Source organism: Promicromonospora noduliphila, from assembly GCF_056951025.1.
Genome location: NZ_CM167806.1, coordinates 1,887,368 through 1,906,993, shown reverse-complemented (window position 1 = coordinate 1,906,993; position 19,626 = coordinate 1,887,368). Strand labels below are relative to the sequence as shown.

Annotated in this window: 22 protein-coding genes; 20 read left to right on the top strand and 2 right to left on the bottom strand. The window is 70.2% G+C overall.

Features of this window, described 5'->3' with window-relative positions; genetic code table 11:
* The first annotated feature begins 80 nt into the window (after positions 1-80).
* The 3 genes from lipA to glnA all read left to right on the top strand — a co-directional run bounded on the left by lipA (position 81) and on the right by glnA (position 3,666).
* The gene (gene lipA / locus AC0QU1_RS08350; protein ID WP_483575852.1) at positions 81-1,082 is read left to right on the top strand and encodes a lipoyl synthase; all 1,002 of its coding nucleotides are present in this window, start codon (positions 81-83) and stop codon (positions 1,080-1,082) included.
* A gap of 39 nt (positions 1,083-1,121) precedes the next feature.
* Positions 1,122-1,862, top strand: a complete 741-nt coding sequence (locus AC0QU1_RS08345) for a DUF4191 domain-containing protein (protein ID WP_483575850.1) — start codon at positions 1,122-1,124, stop codon at positions 1,860-1,862.
* Positions 1,863-2,241: 379 nt separating this feature from the next.
* Positions 2,242-3,666 (top strand): type I glutamate--ammonia ligase, encoded by a 1,425-nt coding sequence (gene glnA, locus AC0QU1_RS08340; RefSeq protein ID WP_483575848.1) that lies wholly within the window; start codon positions 2,242-2,244, stop codon positions 3,664-3,666.
* Here glnA and AC0QU1_RS08335 read toward each other — a convergent pair.
* Both AC0QU1_RS08335 and AC0QU1_RS08330 read right to left on the bottom strand, forming a co-directional pair.
* Positions 3,663-4,793 carry a site-specific integrase gene (locus tag AC0QU1_RS08335; protein ID WP_483575846.1) on the bottom strand — a complete coding sequence of 377 codons (1,131 nt, stop codon included), beginning with the start codon at positions 4,791-4,793 and terminating at the stop codon, positions 3,663-3,665. The genes glnA and AC0QU1_RS08335 overlap by 4 nt on opposite strands.
* The gene (locus tag AC0QU1_RS08330; protein ID WP_483575844.1) at positions 4,793-5,494 is read right to left on the bottom strand and encodes a hypothetical protein; all 702 of its coding nucleotides are present in this window, start codon (positions 5,492-5,494) and stop codon (positions 4,793-4,795) included. Before AC0QU1_RS08330 ends, AC0QU1_RS08335 begins: the two co-directional genes overlap by 1 nt.
* 142 nt (positions 5,495-5,636) lie before the next feature.
* On the opposite strand from AC0QU1_RS08330, the gene AC0QU1_RS08325 reads away from it, so the two are divergent.
* From AC0QU1_RS08325 to AC0QU1_RS08245, 17 genes are all read left to right on the top strand, one after another.
* Positions 5,637-5,837 (top strand): helix-turn-helix transcriptional regulator, encoded by a 201-nt coding sequence (locus AC0QU1_RS08325; RefSeq protein WP_483575842.1) that lies wholly within the window; start codon positions 5,637-5,639, stop codon positions 5,835-5,837.
* Positions 5,834-6,385, top strand: a complete 552-nt coding sequence (locus tag AC0QU1_RS08320) for a hypothetical protein (RefSeq protein WP_483575840.1) — start codon at positions 5,834-5,836, stop codon at positions 6,383-6,385. Before AC0QU1_RS08325 ends, AC0QU1_RS08320 begins: the two co-directional genes overlap by 4 nt.
* The gene (locus AC0QU1_RS08315; RefSeq protein WP_483575838.1) at positions 6,382-6,696 is read left to right on the top strand and encodes a hypothetical protein; all 315 of its coding nucleotides are present in this window, start codon (positions 6,382-6,384) and stop codon (positions 6,694-6,696) included. Before AC0QU1_RS08320 ends, AC0QU1_RS08315 begins: the two co-directional genes overlap by 4 nt.
* Positions 6,693-6,875 (top strand): hypothetical protein, encoded by a 183-nt coding sequence (locus AC0QU1_RS08310; RefSeq protein WP_483575836.1) that lies wholly within the window; start codon positions 6,693-6,695, stop codon positions 6,873-6,875. Before AC0QU1_RS08315 ends, AC0QU1_RS08310 begins: the two co-directional genes overlap by 4 nt.
* Positions 6,872-7,279, top strand: coding sequence for a hypothetical protein (locus AC0QU1_RS08305; RefSeq protein WP_483575834.1), 408 nt, complete (start codon positions 6,872-6,874; stop codon positions 7,277-7,279). The genes AC0QU1_RS08310 and AC0QU1_RS08305 overlap by 4 nt, the downstream gene beginning before the upstream one ends.
* 59 nt (positions 7,280-7,338) lie before the next feature.
* Entirely contained in the window at positions 7,339-7,884 is a 546-nt protein-coding gene (locus AC0QU1_RS08300) for a hypothetical protein (RefSeq protein ID WP_483575832.1), read from the top strand.
* Positions 7,881-8,129: a hypothetical protein gene (locus AC0QU1_RS08295; protein ID WP_483575830.1), complete on the top strand. Its 249-nt coding sequence runs from the start codon at positions 7,881-7,883 to the stop codon at positions 8,127-8,129. Before AC0QU1_RS08300 ends, AC0QU1_RS08295 begins: the two co-directional genes overlap by 4 nt.
* The gene (locus AC0QU1_RS08290; RefSeq protein ID WP_483575828.1) at positions 8,126-8,266 is read left to right on the top strand and encodes a hypothetical protein; all 141 of its coding nucleotides are present in this window, start codon (positions 8,126-8,128) and stop codon (positions 8,264-8,266) included. The genes AC0QU1_RS08295 and AC0QU1_RS08290 overlap by 4 nt, the downstream gene beginning before the upstream one ends.
* Before the next feature lie 636 nt (positions 8,267-8,902).
* Positions 8,903-10,366: a hypothetical protein gene (locus AC0QU1_RS08285; RefSeq protein ID WP_483575826.1), complete on the top strand. Its 1,464-nt coding sequence runs from the start codon at positions 8,903-8,905 to the stop codon at positions 10,364-10,366.
* Between the two features lie 39 nt (positions 10,367-10,405).
* Complete coding sequence (locus AC0QU1_RS08280) at positions 10,406-13,402, top strand: phage portal protein (RefSeq protein WP_483575824.1); 2,997 nt, start codon at positions 10,406-10,408, stop codon at positions 13,400-13,402.
* A 19-nt stretch (positions 13,403-13,421) separates the two neighbouring features.
* Entirely contained in the window at positions 13,422-14,018 is a 597-nt protein-coding gene (locus tag AC0QU1_RS08275; RefSeq protein ID WP_483575822.1) for a hypothetical protein, read from the top strand.
* Positions 14,015-14,383, top strand: coding sequence for a hypothetical protein (locus AC0QU1_RS08270; RefSeq protein WP_483575820.1), 369 nt, complete (start codon positions 14,015-14,017; stop codon positions 14,381-14,383). The genes AC0QU1_RS08275 and AC0QU1_RS08270 overlap by 4 nt, the downstream gene beginning before the upstream one ends.
* A 16-nt stretch (positions 14,384-14,399) precedes the next feature.
* Entirely contained in the window at positions 14,400-14,828 is a 429-nt protein-coding gene (locus tag AC0QU1_RS08265; protein WP_483575818.1) for a hypothetical protein, read from the top strand.
* A complete protein-coding gene (locus tag AC0QU1_RS08260) occupies positions 14,828-15,199 on the top strand; it encodes a hypothetical protein (RefSeq protein ID WP_483575816.1) in 372 nt (123 codons plus the stop codon). Before AC0QU1_RS08265 ends, AC0QU1_RS08260 begins: the two co-directional genes overlap by 1 nt.
* 8 nt (positions 15,200-15,207) lie before the next feature.
* Positions 15,208-15,510 (top strand): hypothetical protein, encoded by a 303-nt coding sequence (locus AC0QU1_RS08255; protein ID WP_483575814.1) that lies wholly within the window; start codon positions 15,208-15,210, stop codon positions 15,508-15,510.
* Positions 15,511-15,637: 127 nt separating this feature from the next.
* Complete coding sequence (locus AC0QU1_RS08250; RefSeq protein ID WP_483575813.1) at positions 15,638-16,891, top strand: phage tail protein; 1,254 nt, start codon at positions 15,638-15,640, stop codon at positions 16,889-16,891.
* A complete protein-coding gene (locus AC0QU1_RS08245) occupies positions 16,891-19,617 on the top strand; it encodes a hypothetical protein (RefSeq protein ID WP_483575811.1) in 2,727 nt (908 codons plus the stop codon). The genes AC0QU1_RS08250 and AC0QU1_RS08245 overlap by 1 nt, the downstream gene beginning before the upstream one ends.
* Positions 19,618-19,626: the final 9 nt, after the last annotated feature.

The following is a 19,626-nucleotide window of genomic DNA, read 5'->3' as shown; positions in this document are numbered from 1 at the left end:
CCTCGCCCGCGGGACGGCCGCGCGACGTCGGCCGCCCGAGGCATAGGCTGGGCGAACCCGCTGACCTGGGAGGGATCTGCGTGACCATCGCACCTGAAGGCCGACGCATGTTGCGCATCGAGGCGCGCAACTCGGCCACGCCCATCGAGAAGAAGCCCGACTGGATCAAGACCCGGGCGGTGATGGGTCCCGAGTACCGCGACATGAAATCGCTCGTCAAGGGCGAGGGCCTGCACACGGTGTGCGAGGAGGCGGGCTGTCCCAACATCTTCGAGTGCTGGGAGGACCGCGAGGCGACCTTCCTCATCGGCGGCGACCAGTGCACGCGCCGCTGCGACTTCTGCCAGATCGACACTGGCAAGCCCGCCGACTTCGACAGGGACGAGCCGCGCCGCGTGGCCGAGTCCGTGCGGACCATGGGCCTGAAGTACTCGACCGTCACAGGCGTCGCCCGCGACGACCTGGCCGACGGCGGCGCCTGGCTCTACGCGGAGACCGTCCGCCAGATCCACGCCCTGAACCCCGGCACCGGCGTCGAGCTCCTGATCCCGGACTTCAACGCCATCCCCGAGCTGCTGGACGTCGTCAACGAGTCACGCCCCGAGGTGCTCGCGCACAACGTCGAGACCGTGCCGCGCATCTTCAAGCAGATCCGCCCGGCGTTCACCTACGAGCGGTCGCTGTCCGTGATCACCCGCGCACGCGACGCCGGCCTGGTCACCAAGTCGAACCTGATCCTCGGCATGGGCGAGACGGTCGACGAGGTCAAGCAGGCCCTGCGGGACCTGCACGACGCCGGTTGCGACATCATCACGATCACGCAGTACCTGCGCCCGTCGCTGCGCCACCACCCGGTGGACCGCTGGGTGCGGCCCGAGGAGTTCGTCGAGCTGTCCGAGACGGCCGAGGAGATCGGCTTCCTCGGCGTCATGGCGGGCCCGCTGGTGCGCTCGTCCTACCGCGCGGGTCGCCTGTGGGGCCAGGCGATGACCAAGCACGGCCGACCCATTCCCGAGGCGCTCTCGCACCTCGCGGAGCCCACCACCTCGCGTCAGGAGGCGGCGAGCCTGCTGGCTCGCTGAGGGCATCCAGTCCGCTCGCAGCCACTAGAATTGACGACCATGGCCCGAACCCCGTCCGGGGGCGATGCGCGCAACGATGTAGCGTCCGCCTCCCAGCAGAAGAAGCCCAAGAAGCGGCGCTGGTACCACCAGCTGTGGGACGTCTACCAGATGACCCGCAGGCAGAACCCGCTCGTCACCTGGTGGATGCTCGCCTCGTTCCTCGGCGTCGTGGCGGTCGCGCTGCTCATCGGCGTCCTGACGGGCCCGTGGGTCTACGCGCTCGTGGTCGGCGTGCCGTTCGGTGTGCTGGCGGCGATGTTCGTGCTGTCGCGCAGCGCGGAGAAGGCCGCCTACACGCAGATCGCCGGCCAGCCCGGCGCGGCGCGAGCTGCGCTCGGCACCGTCCGCGGCGGTTGGACGTTCGAGGACGAGCCCGTCGCGGTCGACGCGCGGAACCAGGACTTCGTGTTCCGCGGCGTCGGCAAGGCCGGTGTGGTGCTCGTCTCCGAGGGGCCGTCGCACCGCGTGACGCGCCTGCTCGACCAGGAGCGCAAGAAGGTCACCCGCATCCTGTCCAACGTGCCGGTCACGCTGATCCAGTGCGGCGACGGTGAGGGGCAGGTGCCGCTCACCAAGCTCGCGCGGGCCGTCTCGCGGCTCAAGTCGACCCTGACCCGGGCCGAGGTGGCCGAGATCAGCAAGCGCCTCAAGGCCATCGGTGGCGTCAGGCTGCCGATCCCCAAGGGCATCGACCCGACCCGCGCGCGCCCCGACCGCAAGGGCATGCGCGGCCGCTGACCGGCCACCACCGCCGTCGGACAGCCGCCGTCGCCGCGAAACCTGCGCAACCGAAGAGGGCGCCTTCCGTGCGGAAGGCGCCCTCTTCGTGTGCCCAGCCGTGCACCCGGCGCTCGCCCGTACCCGTCCCGATGGACGGACGTCGCCCGGCCGCGCCCTGTGAGTTCTGGCACGCTTGGCACCACCGCCGGAGCCATCACCAGCGCATCTCCCCGCGGTTACACGGTCGAGAGGCGCGGGAAACGTTCCGGCAACAATCAGTAACCCGAGAGAAACCACCGGCCCTTAGGTTCGTGGCGATCCGCATGTGACCCTGCCCAGCCCATCGGCACGGTGCGACGGACTCCCCCTGGACTTATCGAGCGAGCAAGGAGCGCAGATGTTCAACAACGCCGAGGAGGCGATCGCCTTCACCCGCAACGAGGGGGTGGAGTTCGTCGACGTTCGGTTCATCGACCTGCCGGGTGTCACGCAGCACTTCAACATCCCGGTCGAGCAGTTCGACGAGGACGCCTTCAGCGAGGGCCTCATGTTCGACGGCTCGTCCATCCGCGGGTTCCAGGCGATCCACGAGTCCGACATGAAGCTCGTGCCGGACGTCACGACGGCGTTCATCGACCCGTTCCGCAAGGCCAAGACCCTGATCGTGAACTTCTCCATCGTGGACCCGTTCACGAACGAGCCCTACGCTCGCGACCCGCGCAACATCGCGGCAAAGGCCGAGGCGTACCTGAAGTCGACCGGCATCGCCGACACCGTGTTCTTCGGCCCGGAGGCCGAGTTCTACATCTTCGACGACGTGCGCTTCAAGACCGCGTCGAACGAGAGCTACTACTCGATCGACTCCGTCGAGGCCGCGTGGAACACCGGCCGCGAGGAGGAGGGTGGCAACCTCGGGTACAAGACCCGCTACAAGGGCGGCTACTTCCCCACCTCGCCGAGCGACCGCTTCGCCGACCTGCGCGACGAGATGGTCAAGACGCTGGGCCAGGTCGGCATCTCCGTCGAGCGCGCGCACCACGAGGTGGGCACCGCCGGCCAGCAGGAGATCAACTACAAGTTCAACACCCTGCTGCACGCCGCCGACGACCTGATGAAGTTCAAGTACGTCATCAAGAACGTCGCGTTCCAGGCCGGCAAGTCGGCCACCTTCATGCCGAAGCCGATCTTCGGTGACAACGGCTCGGGCATGCACTCGCACCAGTCGCTCTGGAAGAACGGCGAGCCGCTGTTCTACGACGAGAAGGGCTACGGCGGCCTGTCCGACCTCGCCCGGTGGTACATCGGCGGCATCCTGAAGCACGCGCCGTCGCTGCTCGCGTTCACCAACCCGTCGGTGAACTCGTACCACCGCCTGGTGCCCGGCTTCGAGGCTCCCGTGAACCTCGTCTACTCGGCCCGCAACCGCTCCGCCTCGATCCGTATCCCGATCACGGGTACCTCCCCGAAGGCGAAGCGCATCGAGTTCCGCGCGCCGGACCCGTCGTCGAACCCGTACCTCGCGTTCTCCGCGATGCTGATGGCCGGTCTGGACGGCATCCGCAACCGCATCGAGCCGCCGGCTCCCGTGGACAAGGACCTGTACGAGCTGCCGCCGGAGGAGCACGCGCTCATCCCGCAGGTGCCGACGTCGCTCCCGGGCGTGCTCGACGCGCTCGAGGCCGACCACGAGTTCCTCACCGCCGGTGACGTGTTCACCGAGGACCTCATCGAGACGTGGATCGCGTACAAGCGCGAGAACGAGATCGACCCGATCCGGCTGCGCCCGCACCCGCACGAGTTCGAGCTCTACTACGATATCTAAGCCTGATCGGCTAGATTCCGGGCCTCCGGGGCCTTCCGAGACCCCTTAGTCCGCAAAGAGTCCGCACGAGCCGCCAGAACCTTCCCGGTGGCGGTTCGTGTGGACTCTTCTGTGTCCGGCCACAGGTGCGCGTACGTGTCCAGCGTCGTCTTCGCGCTCGCGTGCCGGAGCCTGGCTTGGACCACCTTCACGTCGGCGCCCTCGGAGATGAGCAGCGACGCGTAGTAGTGGCGCAGGTCGTGGAAGCGGAACTCCTCGGGCAGCTTCGCCTCGACGCGGGCCGCGCGTACGGCGCGCTGGATCTGCCACGGCCCGGTCTGCTCCCCCAGCTCCGTGGTGAGCACCGTCCCGTCGGAGGGGTACTTCACCAGGTGCGCCGACAGCACCTCGACGAGCTCGCGCGCGACCGGGATCGGCGCCTTGGACTCGTCGGTCTTGAGATCCTCGGCCGGCCACTGCACCGCGGGGTTAATGATGGCGCGCAGGAAGTCGACGTCGGCGACCCGTAGCCCGCACACCTCAGCGACGCGCAGGCCCGCGAACGCGCCGAGCATGACTGCCGGCTGCAGCTCCTCGGGCATGGCGTCGTGCAGCGCCCAGAGCTGGTCCGTCGTCGCGATGAACGCACGCTGCTTGCCCGCCGGTGGCGCCGTTCGCCTCGAGCACGGGTTCCGCGCCAGGAGCCCGTCGGCGACCGCGTCCGTGAGGACCTGGGACAGCCGTGCGTGGAGCGCGTAGACGTAGGAGGCCTCGGCTCCCCCCTCGGCGAGCGACGTCGTCCAGGCCTTGATCTGGGACGGCTTGAGCTGCGCCAGGCGCCGGCCGCCGAGACCGGCCTTGATCTTTGCCACGTGGGTCCGCGCCTGGCGGACCGTCGACGGCTTCTTCACCGCGTAGCCCTCAAGCCACGTGTCGCACCATGCCCCGAGCGTCATCTTCGCGTTGCGCGTGTCCGTCCAGGTGCCCGTGACGAGCTTCGCGGTCTGCTCATCGAGCCAGTCCTGAGCATCCGTCTTGCGCGCATGGTGCGACGTGTGCTCCTTCCGAAGGCCCTGGTGCCGGTCGCATCCGTCGCACCGGAACGCCGCCCGCCACTTCCCATCAGGGCGCTTCGTGATCCACGCCATCAGGAGTCCCCGTCGCTTCCGAGGTGGAGCGGCCATCCCCGATCGAGGTGCCATTTGGTCCACTCAAGGTAACCCTCCGGGGCGCCGATCTGGAGGGCCTCAATCGTCGTCCCGTCGTCCCCGATGTCGACCGGCACCATCTTTGCCTCCCAATCCCCCTCCCTCTCGCGCTTAACCACCGGCGGCAGCATCCCGCGCTTTCGCGCCGCAGCCACGAACCGTCCAGCGGTCGCGCGTGAGACTCCGGCCGCATGGGCAACCGCGGCCGTCGGTGCCTCGTCGAGCGCGTAGGCCACGAGGTAGACCACGGAAATGTGGTTGAGGAACACCTCAACGTCACCATCCGGCCACTGCTCGACGATCGACTTCGGGATCTTGCGCTCGCCGATGCCAAACACTGGGCCGCCGTCGTCCGAGTTCTGGTACCAGACAACCTTCCGCAACGCCTGCTTCATGATGCGGGCGACCGGCACGGCTCGAATCTTCTCGGACGTCACCCCCCACCCGGAGCGGTCCGTCACGATCACGCGCTTTGCCCTGGCCTCGAATGTGACGTCAACCTGGATCTCGACGTCCGAGTCATCGACCGACGCTCGCGCCACGAACTGCTTCGGCAGCATGATCCCGGGCGCGATGGCGGTCGACTCCTCCATGAGTGTCTCGACGTCGATCGGGTCAACAGTCACTTCTTCGGCTTCCACGCCCCCAATACTCCCAACGTGAGTCACCTCTGTCAAAGGTGTGTTGCATTGGGGAGCGCGGCGTTCTATCGTGAGCCATGCCGGACAGAGCTAGCGCTGACGGATGTAACTCACAGCGCTCAATGACAGATCGGAGCCAGACATGTCCCCCAGGAAGATCCTCCGCACCAACGAGGTGTCAGAGAGGACCGGCATCCCGCTCGGCACGCTCGCCTACTGGCGGCACCGCAACGAAGGTCCTCGTTCGTTCCGCCTCGGGCGCCGTGTCGCCTACTTCGAGGAGGACATCGAGGCGTGGATCGAGCAGCAGGCAGCCGCCACCTCCGTCGGCGGCGCAGCATGACCGCGACAACGACGACGGGCGCCTCCCGGCAAGGAGACGCCCGTCAGACCACGAGCCGCGGCAACGGCTCGAAGCACATCCCGCACACCAGCAAGGAGTACAAGGACATGAACCAGGCTACCCCCCACCCTTTCCAGCCCGGCGACCGCCTCCGGATCGTCGCACCGGCCGACCGTTACTTCGACGGCATGCTCGGCGTCGCGCGCATGGTCTGGACCGACCCCCCGACCGGCAAGCACTACGTGGACGCCTGGACCGACGACGGCTCCTACGCGACGTGGCCGGCCGACGAGCTGGAGCACGCCGAGGCGCCGCACGTCCCGGACTGCATCTGCTCCGCGTGCGTCGAGGCCCGCCACGTCGAGCCCGACCCCCGCGACGCCGTGCGCGGCACCGTCGGCGAGGCCCCTGCCCTGCCGATCTGGGAGGCGCTGCGCGACGTTGGATCGGTCTACGACGCCCTGGTCGCGCTCCGCGAGCTCCCAGCCGCCGACGTCGCCCGCGCGCTGCGCGCCGTCGCGGACGTGCTGGACGGCGGTGCCCGGTGAACACACAGAAGTCCCTGATCCTGCGCGAGACCTGTCTCGACGACGTCGCCGAGGACGACATCCACGTCGCCGAGGTCGTGAACCCCGACGGCTCCACGGCGTTCTGGGTCCTCGGCGCCCCCGGGGAGCCGCAGGGCCTCACGGGGATCCCGGACCACGAGCAGGTCGGCCCGCTCCCGTGGCGCATCCGCTCACGCCTGGCGTCGCTGCCCGAGGCCGGCCGGTGCAACGCGCTGACGAAGCACGGCACGCACTGTCGGAAGTCCGCAGCCGGATGCCCGTTCCACGGCCCGACCCGGGGGGCGTCATGACCGCCGACGAGATCCGCGCCGCCCGGCGCATCGACCTCGGGCCCGACCACCCCAAGCACCCCGACAGCGCCGCACAGCGCGACGCTCGCCGCGAGCATGCCCGTGAGCGGGCCCATGCCCGGCACGTGCGCTACCGCAACCAGCGCGCGATGAACCGCTTCCTGAGGAGCCACCGATGAAGATCACCTACGCCGACCTGGTCGAGTTCCTCGACGAGCTCGACCCGCGGGACACCGAGCGGACGAAGGCCGGCAAGCTCCTCGACCCCCGCCAGCGGGCGATCCTGGCTCGCTTCGACCACGCCATGTGGGAGCAGGCCCGGATGGTCAACCAGTGGCAGCTCGAGAACGTCGAGGCCATGCGGGAGGTGCTGGCCGACATCCACGTGGTGCTCGAAGCGCACGGTGCCGAGGACGTCCACACGATGGACGGCATCGCGCCAACCGTCGGACGACTCCCCGAGCACGCGCGCATCTTCGTCGGCAAGAAGATGCAGCACCTCAACAGCCTGCTCATCACCAGCCGGCACTTCGAGCACCTGAACCTGGCCGAGCCCGATCTCGGGTACGCCGAGCTGCCCTGATCCTCCGCCGGGGTGTCGGTGATGCCGACACCCCGGCCCTGCATCATCAAGGAGGGGCCGTGGGGCGCCGCCGCAAGTACCGTCCACTACCACTCGACGAGGCTGAGCGGATCGCATCCTCGCCTGTAACACCGCTGCACCTTCGGCTGTACTTCCTCGCGTTCATCGAGAACCGGGGAGACGGTCACTCCCATTTCCGCCAGGGCGAGGTGGCTCGCAAGCTCGGGATCGACCCCCGTAACTTGCCGCGCGAGATCCGCAAGGCCATAGCGGAGGGCCTCATCCGACCCGAGTCCACCGCTCGGTGCATCGTCCTGCCGTTCACGCACGACTACGTCATGGACGACCGGTTCCCGTGGTGCACCTGGCACGAGAGCCGCAAGACCAAACTTCGTCATCAGGGGACGAAGAAGACCCCCGAACTTCGTCCTGAGGTGACGACCGCTGTTAGCGAACTTCGTCCTGGGGTGACGAAGTTCGAGAGCGTTAGCGCAGGTCACAGCGCTGCCCCTTCTTCTTCTATTACTGCACCCACTCAGGAACCGTCAGCCGCGGTTACGGAACCGACCCCACGCAGACCGCACCTGCGGGTGGTCGCGTCATGAGCACCCGAACCCGACGTATGGATACCCCGGACCTCTTCCAGGCCTCCGTCGACGACCTGGAGCGCATCGAAGGCGCCCGCCGGCGCCGCACCGTCGGCCAAGGCGGCATCTGCCCCTGCGGCGCTCACGTGAAGTCCTGGACGTGGGCAGACCGCGTCCGGGGCGTCCCGGAGCCCGCACACCGCGTCGTGTACCACCTCGACGACTGCCCAGCCCTCCTCGCACCCCTGGAGCCCACATCATGAGCACCACCGAACCGAACCTCTACGACGAGCTCACCCGCCCGATCACGGAGTCCGAGCGTGAGCAGGCGATCCGGCTGCTCAACGAGATGAGCGACCAGATCGCGACCGCGCTCAAGGAGATGGGGGCCGGCTCATGAACTGGCCCGAAGCCTTCCTCTGGAGCATCTGCGTCCTCGCGGCCTGGTCGCCGCTGATCATCGGGGCGTGGAGGGACAAGCGATGAGCTTCCTCGGCCTCCTGGTGCCCGTCCTGGCCTACGGCGCGCTGTGCGCCTGGCTGGGCGCGCTGGTCTACACCACCTACCTCAAGCACTGGAGGCGCTGATGGGCCGCAAGCAGACCATCGTCCCGGGCAGCGTCGCGCCCTGGCGCGGCCGGGCCGTCACCACTGCACGCGCCCGGCTCGCCGCCCGGACCACGTGGCCCGTGCCATGCGGGCAGTGCGGTCTGCCCGTGGAGGCCGACCCACCCGGCACCAACGGGAGACAGAGCGGCTGGAGGCTCGGGCACATCAAGGCCCGGTCGACCCATCCCGAGCTGACGTGGGACCCTGCGAACCACAGGGTCGAGCACCGCAAGTGCTCCGACCGCTCGGGACAGGCTGCCGTGATCGCGAAGGCGAAGGCTGACGCGATAAGAGACATCAACCGACAGCAACCCGCTTTTTCCGGTGCCCAGGGTGGCCTACCAGTCGCCGCCCCTTCGGAAGAACACACACACGGCATACCCGCCGACCGCACTTGGGACCATTTCGTAGCAACAGCGCCGGAGTGGATGGCTCCCATCCTCGACGTGCCCGACGACGCCGCGGTTCCGCTGGCCGTGACGCCGGCGCACCACCGCGCCGTGGGCACCTACGGTCCCGAGGCCATCGCATGGATGGAGGGCAACCTCCGCGAGCGTGGCCGGCCGCTGCGCCTGCGCTGGTGGCAGAAGTTCGCGATCTGGCGGCAGCTCGAACACGACGCAGAGGGCAACCTCGTGTGGTTCTTCGTCGTGGAGTCCACCTCGCGGCGCTCCGGCAAGTCCACGCGCCTGCGTGGCTCGGCACTGTGGCGGCTCCGGCACGGGCCGGAGCTGTTCGAGGACGAGCAGATCGTCATGCACACGGGCAGGGATCTCGCGATCTGCCGGGAGATCATCCGCAAGGCGTGGCCGTGGACCGCGAGTCAGGACGGCTGGGACTCGAAGAAGGGCATGACCGAGCCGGAGGTCTCCTACCTCGGTGTGAACCGCTGGGTCGTGCGCTCGAAGGACTCGACGACCGGCTATGACACCTGTCTGGGGCTGGTCGACGAGGCGTGGGATGTTCCCGCGTCGGCCGTCGACGAAGACCTCGAGCCCGCCATGCTGGAGCGCGAGAGCCCGCAGATCGTCCTGACCTCGACGGCGCACCGCCGCGCGACGTCGCTCATGCGCGGCCGGATGAAGTCGGCGCTGACCGAGGACGACGGCAAGTCGCTGCTGCTGTGGTGGGGAGCTCCGGCGGCCGCCGATCCGGGTGACCGGGCGGTGTGGCGTGCCGCGTCGCCGTACTGGTCGCAGGCTCGTGAGGAGATGATCGCCGCGAAGTACCGCAAGGCGCTCGCGGGCGAGCAGGACGAGGAGCTGGACGACCCGGACCCGATGAAGGCGTTCATCGCGCAGTACCTCAACTCGGCTGACGTGTGGCTGGCCGGCGCGGGGCTCAACCAGCCGGGCAATCCGATCATCGAGGCCGAGGCCTGGGAGGGGCTGCGCGGTACCGCACCGGTGCGCACCCCGGACGCGGTCGCCGTGGAGGCGTGGTTCGCCGCGGGCGTGTCGGTGGCGTGCGCGTGGAAGCCGGCCGACGGCGGCCCGGTGATCGTCTCGGTCACCGACCACCCGGACGTCCCGGCGGCGGCCGCCTCGGTCGCGGCGATGGAGCTCCGGACGCCCGCGCTGGTGGGTGCGTCGCTCACGGAGCACGCGGCCTGGACGGAGAACCGCGTCCGCTTCACCAAGGCGGCGGACTCGACGCGGGCGCAGGTAGGCGACCTGGTGCGCTACCTCGGCGACGACTCGTTCCGGCACGACGGCTCGGCGGCGCTCACCGCCCAGGTGCTGGCGATGCGCACGTCGCCGGGCGCGGACGGGCCCCGGATCCGCTCGACGGAGCGCGCGGACGCCATCAAGGCCGCCGCCTGGGCGATCACCGCGGCGGCGAACGTGAAGCCGGCGCCCGAGGTCGACACGATCATCGTCGTCGAGCTCTGATCGGTTACCTGTAGGGGGTAGGGGTATAGAATCCCTCACATGGGGAATTCTTGGTGGGACCCGAGGTCGTGGCTCAGACCACGCCAGGCGTTCTCGTCCCCCGAGAACACCCGGTTCTATTCGCTGCAGATGGCCCTGGACTCGGGCCTGCTGACCGAGGACGGCACGACCCGTGCGGCGGCCTTGAGCGTCCCGGCGGTGCTGCGCGGCCGGAACATGATCTGCAACATCGCCACGCTGCCGCTGCACCTGCTGGACCCCGACCGCCGCGTCGTGCGCGACCCGCTGTTCGAGCAGCTCGACCCGGGCGTGGCGAACGTCGTCACGCTGGCCATGACGGTCGAGGACATGCTGTGCGACGGCATCGCCTGGTGGGAGGTCACCGCGCGCGGCACGCTCGGCTACCCGACGGCGGTGCAGCATGTCGACTCCCGGCGCGTGACGGTCAACCCGCCCACGGGCTACCAGAACCCGCTGCCGTCCGGGTTCGACCCTGCCTCGACCATCTACGTGGATGGTCGGCCGCGCAGCGCCTATGACTTCATCCGGTTCGACTCGCCGAACCCGCCGCTGCTGGTGGCCGCGCGTCGGGCGATCCGCCGGGCGGTGCTGCTAGAGGACGCCGCGGCGATGTACGCCGAGGACCCGCGCCCGTTCGACTACTTCACCCCGGCCGACGGCGCTGCGGGGCTGACGACGGAGAAGATCACCTCGGCGATCCGGGCCTGGATCTCCTCGCGCCGCAAGCGCGCCACCGCGTACGTGCCCGAGACGCTGTCCTACAACACCGTGCAGAGCCCGAGCCCGGCCGACCTGCAGCTCGTGCAGCTGCAGCAGCGGGCGGCCCTGGACATCGCGAACGCGATCGGCGTGGACCCCGAGGACCTGGGCATCTCGACGACCAGCCGCACCTACCAGAACGCGACCGACCGGCGGCAGGACCGCGTCAACGACGTGCTGTCGGCGTTCATGCGCGCGATCACCGACCGGCTGTCCATGCCCGACGTCACGCAGCTCGGCTACCGCGCCGTGTTCGACCTGGACGACTACATGCGCGCCGACCCGATCACGCGGTGGACCACGCACGAGAAGGCGATCACCCTCGGCGTCACCGACGCGCAGGAGGTGCGCGAGCGTGAAGACCTGCCCGGCCGCGTCCCAGCCCAGCCCCGCCCGGCCCCGGAGGTCGTGGCCACCGACGTCATCTCCGTCACCAACGCCCGGGAGGGCAGCATGCGCTCCACCTTCGACGCCACGCCGCGCACCGTGAACCTGCGCCTGGACGACGGCGGCACGACGTTCGCCGTCGACCGCGAGCACCGCGTCATCACCGGCCGCGCGCTGCTGTGGGACCAGCCGGCCGACAACGGCGACGGGAAGTTCAGCTTCCGGCCGGGGTCGGTGCAGTGGAAGCGCTCGGCGGTCAACCGCGTGAAGCTCCTGCGCGACCACGACTGGGACCAGCTCCTGGGCGCCGCCATGGCGATCACCGAGACGGCCGAGGGCCTGGACGTGAAGTTCAAGGTCGCGCGCGGCCCCGCCGGTGACCAGGCACTGGCCGAGGCCGAGGACGGCGCCCTGGACGGGCTGTCGGTGGGCCTGGACGTCACGCAGTGGGAGGAGACCGGCCCGCGCCAGTACGACGTGCTGGCCGCGACCCTCAATGAGACCAGTCTGACGCCACGTCCGGCGTTCGACGACGCGCGGCTGACGTCCGTCGCCGCGTCCAGCACGAAGGGAACCACCATGCCCGACAAGACGCCGGACGAGACGCCGGCCATCACCCTGGACTACGAGGCCCTCGCCCAGGCCATCGCCAAGGCGCTCAAGGCCGCCGAGGACGAGAAGGACGAGGAGAAGGAGACCGAGGAGGCGCAGGCCGGCGAGCTCGTCGGCGCGGCGCTGTCCGCCACCGGGCGGCCCGCGCAGCTCGTGAACTCCGGCGCCCGCGAGACGCCCGGCGAGCGCTTCGCCCGGGTCGCCGCCGTCAAGGAGGCCTCGCCGTACACGTTCGACCGTGCCGGGCGGTTCACCCAGGGTGAGCACGACTTCGCCTCGGACCTGATCGAGATGCAGCGCTCCGGCGACGTCCGCGGCATGACCACCGCCGCCGGCAAGCGCGCCATGGGCCACATCCAGGCCGCCTTCGACGTGGACCGCGCCGACGTCACCTCGCTCAACCCGGCCGTGCAGCGCCCGGACATGTACTACGACCCGCCGGCCAACCGGACCCCGCTGTGGGCCATGGTGAACAAGGGCGGCCTGCCCAACGGCCTGTCGCCGTTCGTCGTGCCGAAGTTCAACTCGGCGTCCGGTCTCGTGGGCGACCACACCGAGGGCACCGAGCCGACGTCGGGCACCTTCACCACGACCTCGCAGACGATCACCCCGACCCCGGTCTCCGGCAAGGTGTCGATCACCCGCGAGGTGTGGGACCTGGGCGGCAACCCGGCCACCTCGAACCTGATCTGGCAGCGCATCGTCCGCGAGTACTACCAGGGCCTGGAGACCGCCACGGCGACGTTCCTGGCGACGCTCACGGCCGCGGCGGACGTCACGCTCACCGCGGGCGCCGTGGACGCGGCTCTGGCCGCCGACGTGCAGAACATGCTCATCGGGCTCAACTTCGCCCCGGCCTACGACTTCTCGGCGTTCGCGATCGAGCAGAACCTGTACGGCCGGCTCGCCAACGCGGTTGACCTCTCCGACCGCCCGCTGTTCCCCGCCGTCGGGCCGTCGAACGCGAACGGCAGCGTCGGGAACCTGTTCCAGACGCTGAACGTCAACGGCCTGCGCGGCGTCCCGGCCGGCGCGCTCCCGCAGACGCCCGGCTCCCCGAACAACTCGTGGCTGTTCGACCCGTCGGTGGTCTCCGGCTGGAGCTCGGCGCCGGAGCGGCTGGAGTTCGCCGGCACCGACGCGGCCGGCGACTACGCGCCTGTCGCGATGATCGACATCGCCGTGTGGGGCTACAAGGCCTTCGCGAACATCGACATCGCCGGCGTCCGCCAGGTCATCTACGACACCACCGCGTGACACCCGAGGGGAGGTGAGCATGAGCCAGGTGACGGCGACCACGCCGCGCATCGTCGACCTCGACGTCGGCGACGACTGGTGCATCGGCATCGACGTGCCCGACGGCAGCTCGGTCGCGGTGCTCGTCACGGCGCCCGACGGCACGACGGCGACCCCGGCACCGGTCGTGACGGGCGGCTCTGTGAGCGTCGTCGTCACGCTCGCGCAGGCCGGCCGCTACCTGGCCGTGCTCACCGTCTCCGGGAACGTCAACGCCGTCGAGCCGTTCACGGCGAACGCCGCCGTGCCGACGACGGCGCCCGAGATGCCGGACCTGGCCAAGGTGAAGGCGTACCTGTCCACGAACGGTGGCACCAGTGCCACGGACGCGGCCATCACCGAGGCCCTGGACGCCGAGGCAGCCGCACAGCGCGCCGTGTGCGACGTCCCGCCCGTCTACCCCGACGACCTGCGGGAAGCGCTCAAGCGCCGCGTGGCACGCAACCTCGCCGCCCGCGCGGTCCCCGTCGCGCAGGTGACCACGTTCGAGGGCGGCACCTCGGCCTCCCGCGTCCCGCGCACCGACCCCGAGGTCGTGCGCCTGGAGGGTCCACACCGGAAGGTGGTGCTGGCGTGAACCTCACCGAAGCGCGCCAGGCCCTCGCCGACGCGGTCTCCACGCTCGACGGGATCACGTGCACGCCGCGCCCCGTGGCGGGCAACCTGCGGGCCGGGGACGCCTGGGTGACCGTGGGCCGCCTGGTGCCCGGGGCGTTCCTCGGCTCGACGAACACCACCCTGTCCGCGTTCGTCGTGCTCAGCCCGGACCAGTGGCTGGCCGACGCCAAGGTCGACGAGCTCGCCGCGCCGCTGCTGGCGTGCGTGCAGTCCCTGTACGGGTTCGGCGCCTCGGTCGAGCCCCAGGTGGTCACGGCCGGTGAAGCCGTGCCCGCCAACCTCTACACCCTCGCCCTGACGATCACGCTCGAACTGTCCGCGTAGGACGAAAGGAAGCATCATGCCTGACGTTGGCACCCGGCACGCCGTCCTGTTCGTGGACTCCATGGAGTACACCGACAGCATCAGCACCGGCACCATCCGCAGCGCCGAGACCGACAGCGACTTCGTGTCGTTCGCGGACGCCGCAGCGGGCGGCAAGCGTGACTACACGCTCGCCCTCGTGCTCAAGCAGAACACCAGCGCCAACAGCCTCTGGAACATCATCTGGACCCAGGCCGGCGAGGACGTCCCCGTCGAGCTGTGGCCCAACGGCCGCCCCACCGACGGCGTGGCCACCGCCGCACAACCCTCGTTCGAGGGCACCTGCACCGTCACCGACCCGGACGGCGACCTGCTCGGCGGCGAGGCCAACCCCTCGACGTCGGCCCGGCAGACCACCGAGGTCGAGTGGATGTTCACGGCCAAGCCTGTCAGGGACCCGGCCTGATGCCCGTCCAGGTCGAAGGGCTACGCCAGGCCGCGCGCGACCTGGGCAAGGCCGGTGTCGAGGTCGACGACCTCAAGGACGTCTTCGCCGAGATCGCCGCCGAGGGGGCGCGGCTGGCGAGCACGTTCGCCCCGAAGCGGTCCGGGCGCCTGGCGGCCACGATCCGCGGCAACCGGGCCAAGTCCAAGGCCGTCGTGACCGCCGGACGTGCCCGGGTCCCGTACGCCGGGGCCATCAACTACGGCTGGCCGAGGCGGAACATCCGCCCCGCCCGGTTCATGCAACGCGCCGACGCCGACCTGGAGCAGCGCGCACCCGAGATGCTCGAGGCCGGCCTGGACCGCGTCTTCGAGAAGTACGACCTGACCTGAGGAGCAGCATGGCCACCAGTGACCTCCCCCTGGAGGACTTCTTCCGCACCCTGACCGGCTTCGACGAGATCGCGATCGCCAAGGCGTTCGGCGAGGACCTCGCGGTCCTGCGCGAGAAACCGTTCCGGTGCGGTCGGGCGCTCGTGTTCGTCGACAAGCGCCGCCGCGGCGTCAAGGACGGACCCGCGTACGCCGAGGCGATGGACCTGAGCCTGGCCGACCTGGATGACTACTTCCCCGAGCCGGCCGCCGAGCTCGACCCCGACGCCCCGGAGACCGAGCAGGGAAAAGAGCCCACGCCCTCAAGCTGAGGGCCCAGCGGCTGGCGTACTTCTGCCTCGTGACCGGGGTGCAACCGAGCGAGTACCACCAGCTCACCATCGGTGAGCGCGACGAGTTCCTGCGACAGGCCAAGATCCGCGACGGGAGGAAGTGACCATGGCCGGACCGATCCGCATCGCGATCGTCGGCGACACCCGCGACCTCACCACGTCGATGGACCGAGCCGGCGACTCCATGAAGGGCCTGGAGGCCCAGGCCGAGAGCGCCGCGCGCGCCGTCGACAAGATCGACGGCGCGGTGGAGGGCACCGGGGACAAGTTCGGTGACCTGGCCACCAACGCGGGCACCCTCGGCGGAGGTATGCGCGACCTCGGCGAGATGGTCGGCGGCACCGCCGGGTCGTTCCTGTCCGCCGGCGGCGCGGCACTGCAGTGGGGGGAGGCTGTCGGTGACATCGGCGAAGGCCTGGCCGGCTTCATCAGGCAGTCCAAGATCGCCGCCATCGCCACGCGCGTGTGGTCCGGGGTGACCACGGCCGCCACGGCGGTACAGCGCGGCCTGAACACGGCCATGCTCGCCAACCCCATTGGCCTCATCATCACCGCCGTGGCGCTGCTCGTGGCGGGGTTGGTGTGGTTCTTCACCCAGACCGAGGTCGGGCAGAAGATCGTCAAGGTCGCCTGGTCCGGGATCCAGCGTGCCATGTCCGCGGTCGCCCGCTGGTGGACGAACACCCTGGTCCCGACCGCCCGGACCGTGTGGACCAGCATCCAATCCTTCTTCGGCAGCCTCTGGCAGTTCCTGCAGACCGTGTTCCGGTGGACGCCGCTGGGCATGATCATCACCAACTGGGACCGGATCATGGCCTACTTCGGCCGCGTCCGGGACGGCGTGGTGGCCCGCGTCCAGGGCATGGTGGACTGGCTGGCAGGCCTGCCGGACCGCATCTCCCGCGCCGTGGGCGACCTCGGGAGCCTCCTGTACGACAAGGGCGCCCAGCTCATCCAGGGCCTGATCGACGGCATCAATGCCATGGTCGGCCGCGTCGCGGACGCGGCCGGCAACGTGGCGAACACCATCCGCGGGTTCCTGCCCGGATCGCCCGTCAGGTTCGGGCCCCTGCGGTCGTGGAACAACGGCGGCGCGGGCAAGCGTCTGATGGACATGCTCGCGGGCGGCATCGCCGACAGCGCCACGACCGTCGACCGAGCGATGCAGCGCGCGACGTCGCTGTCCGTCGACCCCGTCGCGCTCGCACCCAGCAGCGGGACCGGCGGCGCCTCGGGCAACCAGGTCGTCATCTCGTTCGAAGGCAGCGGCGACCCCCTCATGGACGCGCTGCTGAACGAGCTGCGCAAGCGCATCCGCGTCAACGGCGGCAACGTCCAGACCGTGCTCGGGGCGCGCTGATGGCCAGGAAGAGCCCGTTCCCGGCTGGCTTCCTCGGCGTCGACCTGCACTACGGCGGCGCCTGGCAGCCGCTCGGTGACGACCTGGACCAGTCGGGCGTGTCCGTGGCGCACGGCGCCCGCTCCGAGGGCGCCGAGGCCGACGTGTCGTCCCTGTCGTTCACCGTGAGGAACGGCGACGGCAAGTACAGCCCCCGCAACCCCACCTCCCCGCTGTACGGGCTCGTGGGCCGCAACACGCCCGCCCGCGCCCGGGTGAGCCTGGGCGCCCCCTGGCTGGACCTCGAGCTGCCCGGGACACGCGCGTGGACACCCGACGCGGCCTCCCTGGACATCACCGGGGACATCGACATCCGGTGGGAGGGCTACCGCGACTCGTGGACCGTGGCCGCCGACGTCATGTCCAAGTGGTCCGCGACCGGCAACCAGCGCTCGTGGCTGCTGCGCGCCGAGGCCAACGGCACCCTGACCCTGTTCTGGACCACCAACGGGACCGCGGTCTTGGAGGCGCGCTCCACGGTCCCGGTCCCGCCGTGGGCCGGGCGGGTCGCCCTGCGGGTCACCCTCGACGTCGACAACGGGGTCGGCGGCCGGACCGCGACGTTCTACTACTCCGACAGCCTGACCGGGACCTGGACCCAGCTCGGCCCCGCGATCACCGCCGCCGGCACGACCAGCATCTTCAACTCCACCGCGGCACTCACCCTGGGCAAGGAGCCCACCTCCGTGGCAGGCACCACGCCGCAGCGTGTGCACGGGTGGGAGCTGCGAGCCGGTATCGGCGGCGCCGTGCGCTCCTCGTGCACGACGGCGGACCTGCCCGTGGGCGCGACCCTGTTCGACGACGACCAGGGCAACGAGTGGGACGTGTCCGGCGGCAGCGTCAACAACACCCACGTGCTGGCCGTGTGCGAGGTCGCCGAGTGGCCGATGGACTGGAACACCAAGGGCGCCGAGTCGGTCCTCACCGAGGTGCAGGCCGCGGGTGTGACCCGCCGTCTCGGGCAGGGCGCCCAGCCGCTGGACTCGGCCGTCTACCGGTCGATCATGGGCCTGGACCAGTCCGCGATGCTGGCCTACTGGCCGATGGAGGACGGCACCGACGCTGCCTCGTTCGGGCAGGCGATCGGCGCCTACCCCCTGGGCTGGGCCGGTGACCCGCAGCTCGCCGCGTACGACGGGTTCGGCGGGTCCAACCCCATCCCGACCCTCGGGGACACTCGCATGCGCGCCCGCGTGGCGCGCGTGCCCTCCACCGGGCGCGTGCAGGTGCGGCACCTGCTCCACCTCCCGCCAGCCGGGATCGGCGGGGAGGCCGAGCTGCTGGAGATCAACTTCTACGGCCGTGGCGGAGCGGACCTGGCCGTGGTGACCGTGTTCGCCAACGCCGACGGCGCGATCCGGCTGCGCGGCTACAACAGCGACGGCACCGACATCGGCGGGTCCAACTGGATCAGCTTCCAGGCCAACGACGAGCGGCTGCGCCTGTCCGTGTCGCTGGCGAACAACGGCTCGGACGTGGACTACGCCGTCAACACCGTGGACGCTGACAGCTTCGAGACCGGGCTGACCGGCACCATCACCGGCCGCAACCTGGACCCGGTGGCCTACGTCCTGGTCAACCCGCGCCGGTTCGACCTGGGCGAGACCGCGTTCGGGCACCTGACGATCGAGAACGGGTCCAACAGCGTCTCGGCCGTCACCCCGGACGTCCTGGCCGGGTACGACGGCGAGACCGCGATGTTCCGCCTGAACCGCCTGGCGGCCGAGGTCTCCGAGGCCATCTCCCGCCGAGGCGTCATCACCTCCTCGGCCACCATGGGCCCGCAGCGCACCGACACCTTCCTCGGCCTGACGGGGCAGACCAGCACGGCCGACGGCGGACTCCTGCACGACGACCAGGCGGCCCTCGGGCTGCGGTACCGGTCCCTGCACTCCCTCGGGTCCCAGCCGCCCGTGACGATCGCCTACACCGACAACCTGATCATCCCGTTCCAGCCCACCGACGACGACGGCCTGACCCGCAACCGCGTCACCATCTCACGCCCGAACGGCACCCGCGCCACCGAGGAGCAGGGCGAGGGGCCCATGTCCATCCATCCGCCGCCCGACGGCGTCGGACTGTACGACACGGCGCTCGAACTCAACCTCGGCACCGACGACCTGGTCCGCCGCACCGCGTCCTGGCGCCTGCACACCGGCACCTGGGACGAGGGCCGCTACCCCACCCTCGGCGTCGACCTGGCACACCCGGAACTGCTCGCCGACCCGATCCTGACCCGGGACCTGCTCGACCTGACCCCGGGCGACCGGCTGGTCATCACCGACCCGCCACCATGGCTTCCCCCCTACGCGGTGGACGTCCTGGTGACGGGCGTGCAGATCGAGGCCACCCCGCTGCACCTGCGCCTGCGCTGGACCTGCGTGCCCGCACGCCCCTACCGCGTCGGGTACTGGAACGCCGGGCACCGCTGGAGCGGCCAGGGCACCACCCTGGCCGCCGGAATCAGCACCACGGCCACCACGCTCAGCCTCGACCTGCCCGACCGCGTCGCCTGGACGCACGCCGACGGCGACTACGACGTCCTGGTCGGCGGCGAGCTCATGACCGTCACCAACGTCGTCGGCACCTCCATGACCGTCACCCGGTCCGTCAACGGCGTCGTCAAGACCCACCCCGCCGGGACCGCCGTCGCCCTGGCCGAACCCTCGTACTACGCCCGATAGGAGCCGACC

Bases quoted from the DNA above. Each gene is read 5' to 3' on its own strand.
- AC0QU1_RS08285 (WP_483575826.1), top strand. From the start codon at position 8,903: ATGGCTCCCATCCTCGACGTGCCCGACGACGCCGCGGTTCCGCTGGCC.
- AC0QU1_RS08275 (WP_483575822.1), top strand. From the start codon at position 13,422: ATGAGCCAGGTGACGGCGACCACGCCGCGCATCGTCGACCTCGACGTC.
- AC0QU1_RS08295 (WP_483575830.1), top strand. From the start codon at position 7,881: ATGAGCACCCGAACCCGACGTATGGATACCCCGGACCTCTTCCAGGCC.
- AC0QU1_RS08265 (WP_483575818.1), top strand. From the start codon at position 14,400: ATGCCTGACGTTGGCACCCGGCACGCCGTCCTGTTCGTGGACTCCATG.
- glnA (WP_483575848.1), top strand. From the start codon at position 2,242: ATGTTCAACAACGCCGAGGAGGCGATCGCCTTCACCCGCAACGAGGGG.
- AC0QU1_RS08250 (WP_483575813.1), top strand. From the start codon at position 15,638: ATGGCCGGACCGATCCGCATCGCGATCGTCGGCGACACCCGCGACCTC.
- AC0QU1_RS08320 (WP_483575840.1), top strand. From the start codon at position 5,834: ATGACCGCGACAACGACGACGGGCGCCTCCCGGCAAGGAGACGCCCGT.
- AC0QU1_RS08305 (WP_483575834.1), top strand. From the start codon at position 6,872: ATGAAGATCACCTACGCCGACCTGGTCGAGTTCCTCGACGAGCTCGAC.
- AC0QU1_RS08290 (WP_483575828.1), top strand. From the start codon at position 8,126: ATGAGCACCACCGAACCGAACCTCTACGACGAGCTCACCCGCCCGATC.
- AC0QU1_RS08310 (WP_483575836.1), top strand. From the start codon at position 6,693: ATGACCGCCGACGAGATCCGCGCCGCCCGGCGCATCGACCTCGGGCCC.
- AC0QU1_RS08325 (WP_483575842.1), top strand. From the start codon at position 5,637: ATGTCCCCCAGGAAGATCCTCCGCACCAACGAGGTGTCAGAGAGGACC.
- AC0QU1_RS08255 (WP_483575814.1), top strand. From the start codon at position 15,208: ATGGCCACCAGTGACCTCCCCCTGGAGGACTTCTTCCGCACCCTGACC.
- AC0QU1_RS08260 (WP_483575816.1), top strand. From the start codon at position 14,828: ATGCCCGTCCAGGTCGAAGGGCTACGCCAGGCCGCGCGCGACCTGGGC.
- AC0QU1_RS08245 (WP_483575811.1), top strand. From the start codon at position 16,891: ATGGCCAGGAAGAGCCCGTTCCCGGCTGGCTTCCTCGGCGTCGACCTG.
- AC0QU1_RS08345 (WP_483575850.1), top strand. From the start codon at position 1,122: ATGGCCCGAACCCCGTCCGGGGGCGATGCGCGCAACGATGTAGCGTCC.
- AC0QU1_RS08280 (WP_483575824.1), top strand. From the start codon at position 10,406: ATGGGGAATTCTTGGTGGGACCCGAGGTCGTGGCTCAGACCACGCCAG.
- AC0QU1_RS08335 (WP_483575846.1), bottom strand. From the start codon at position 4,793: ATGGCGTGGATCACGAAGCGCCCTGATGGGAAGTGGCGGGCGGCGTTC.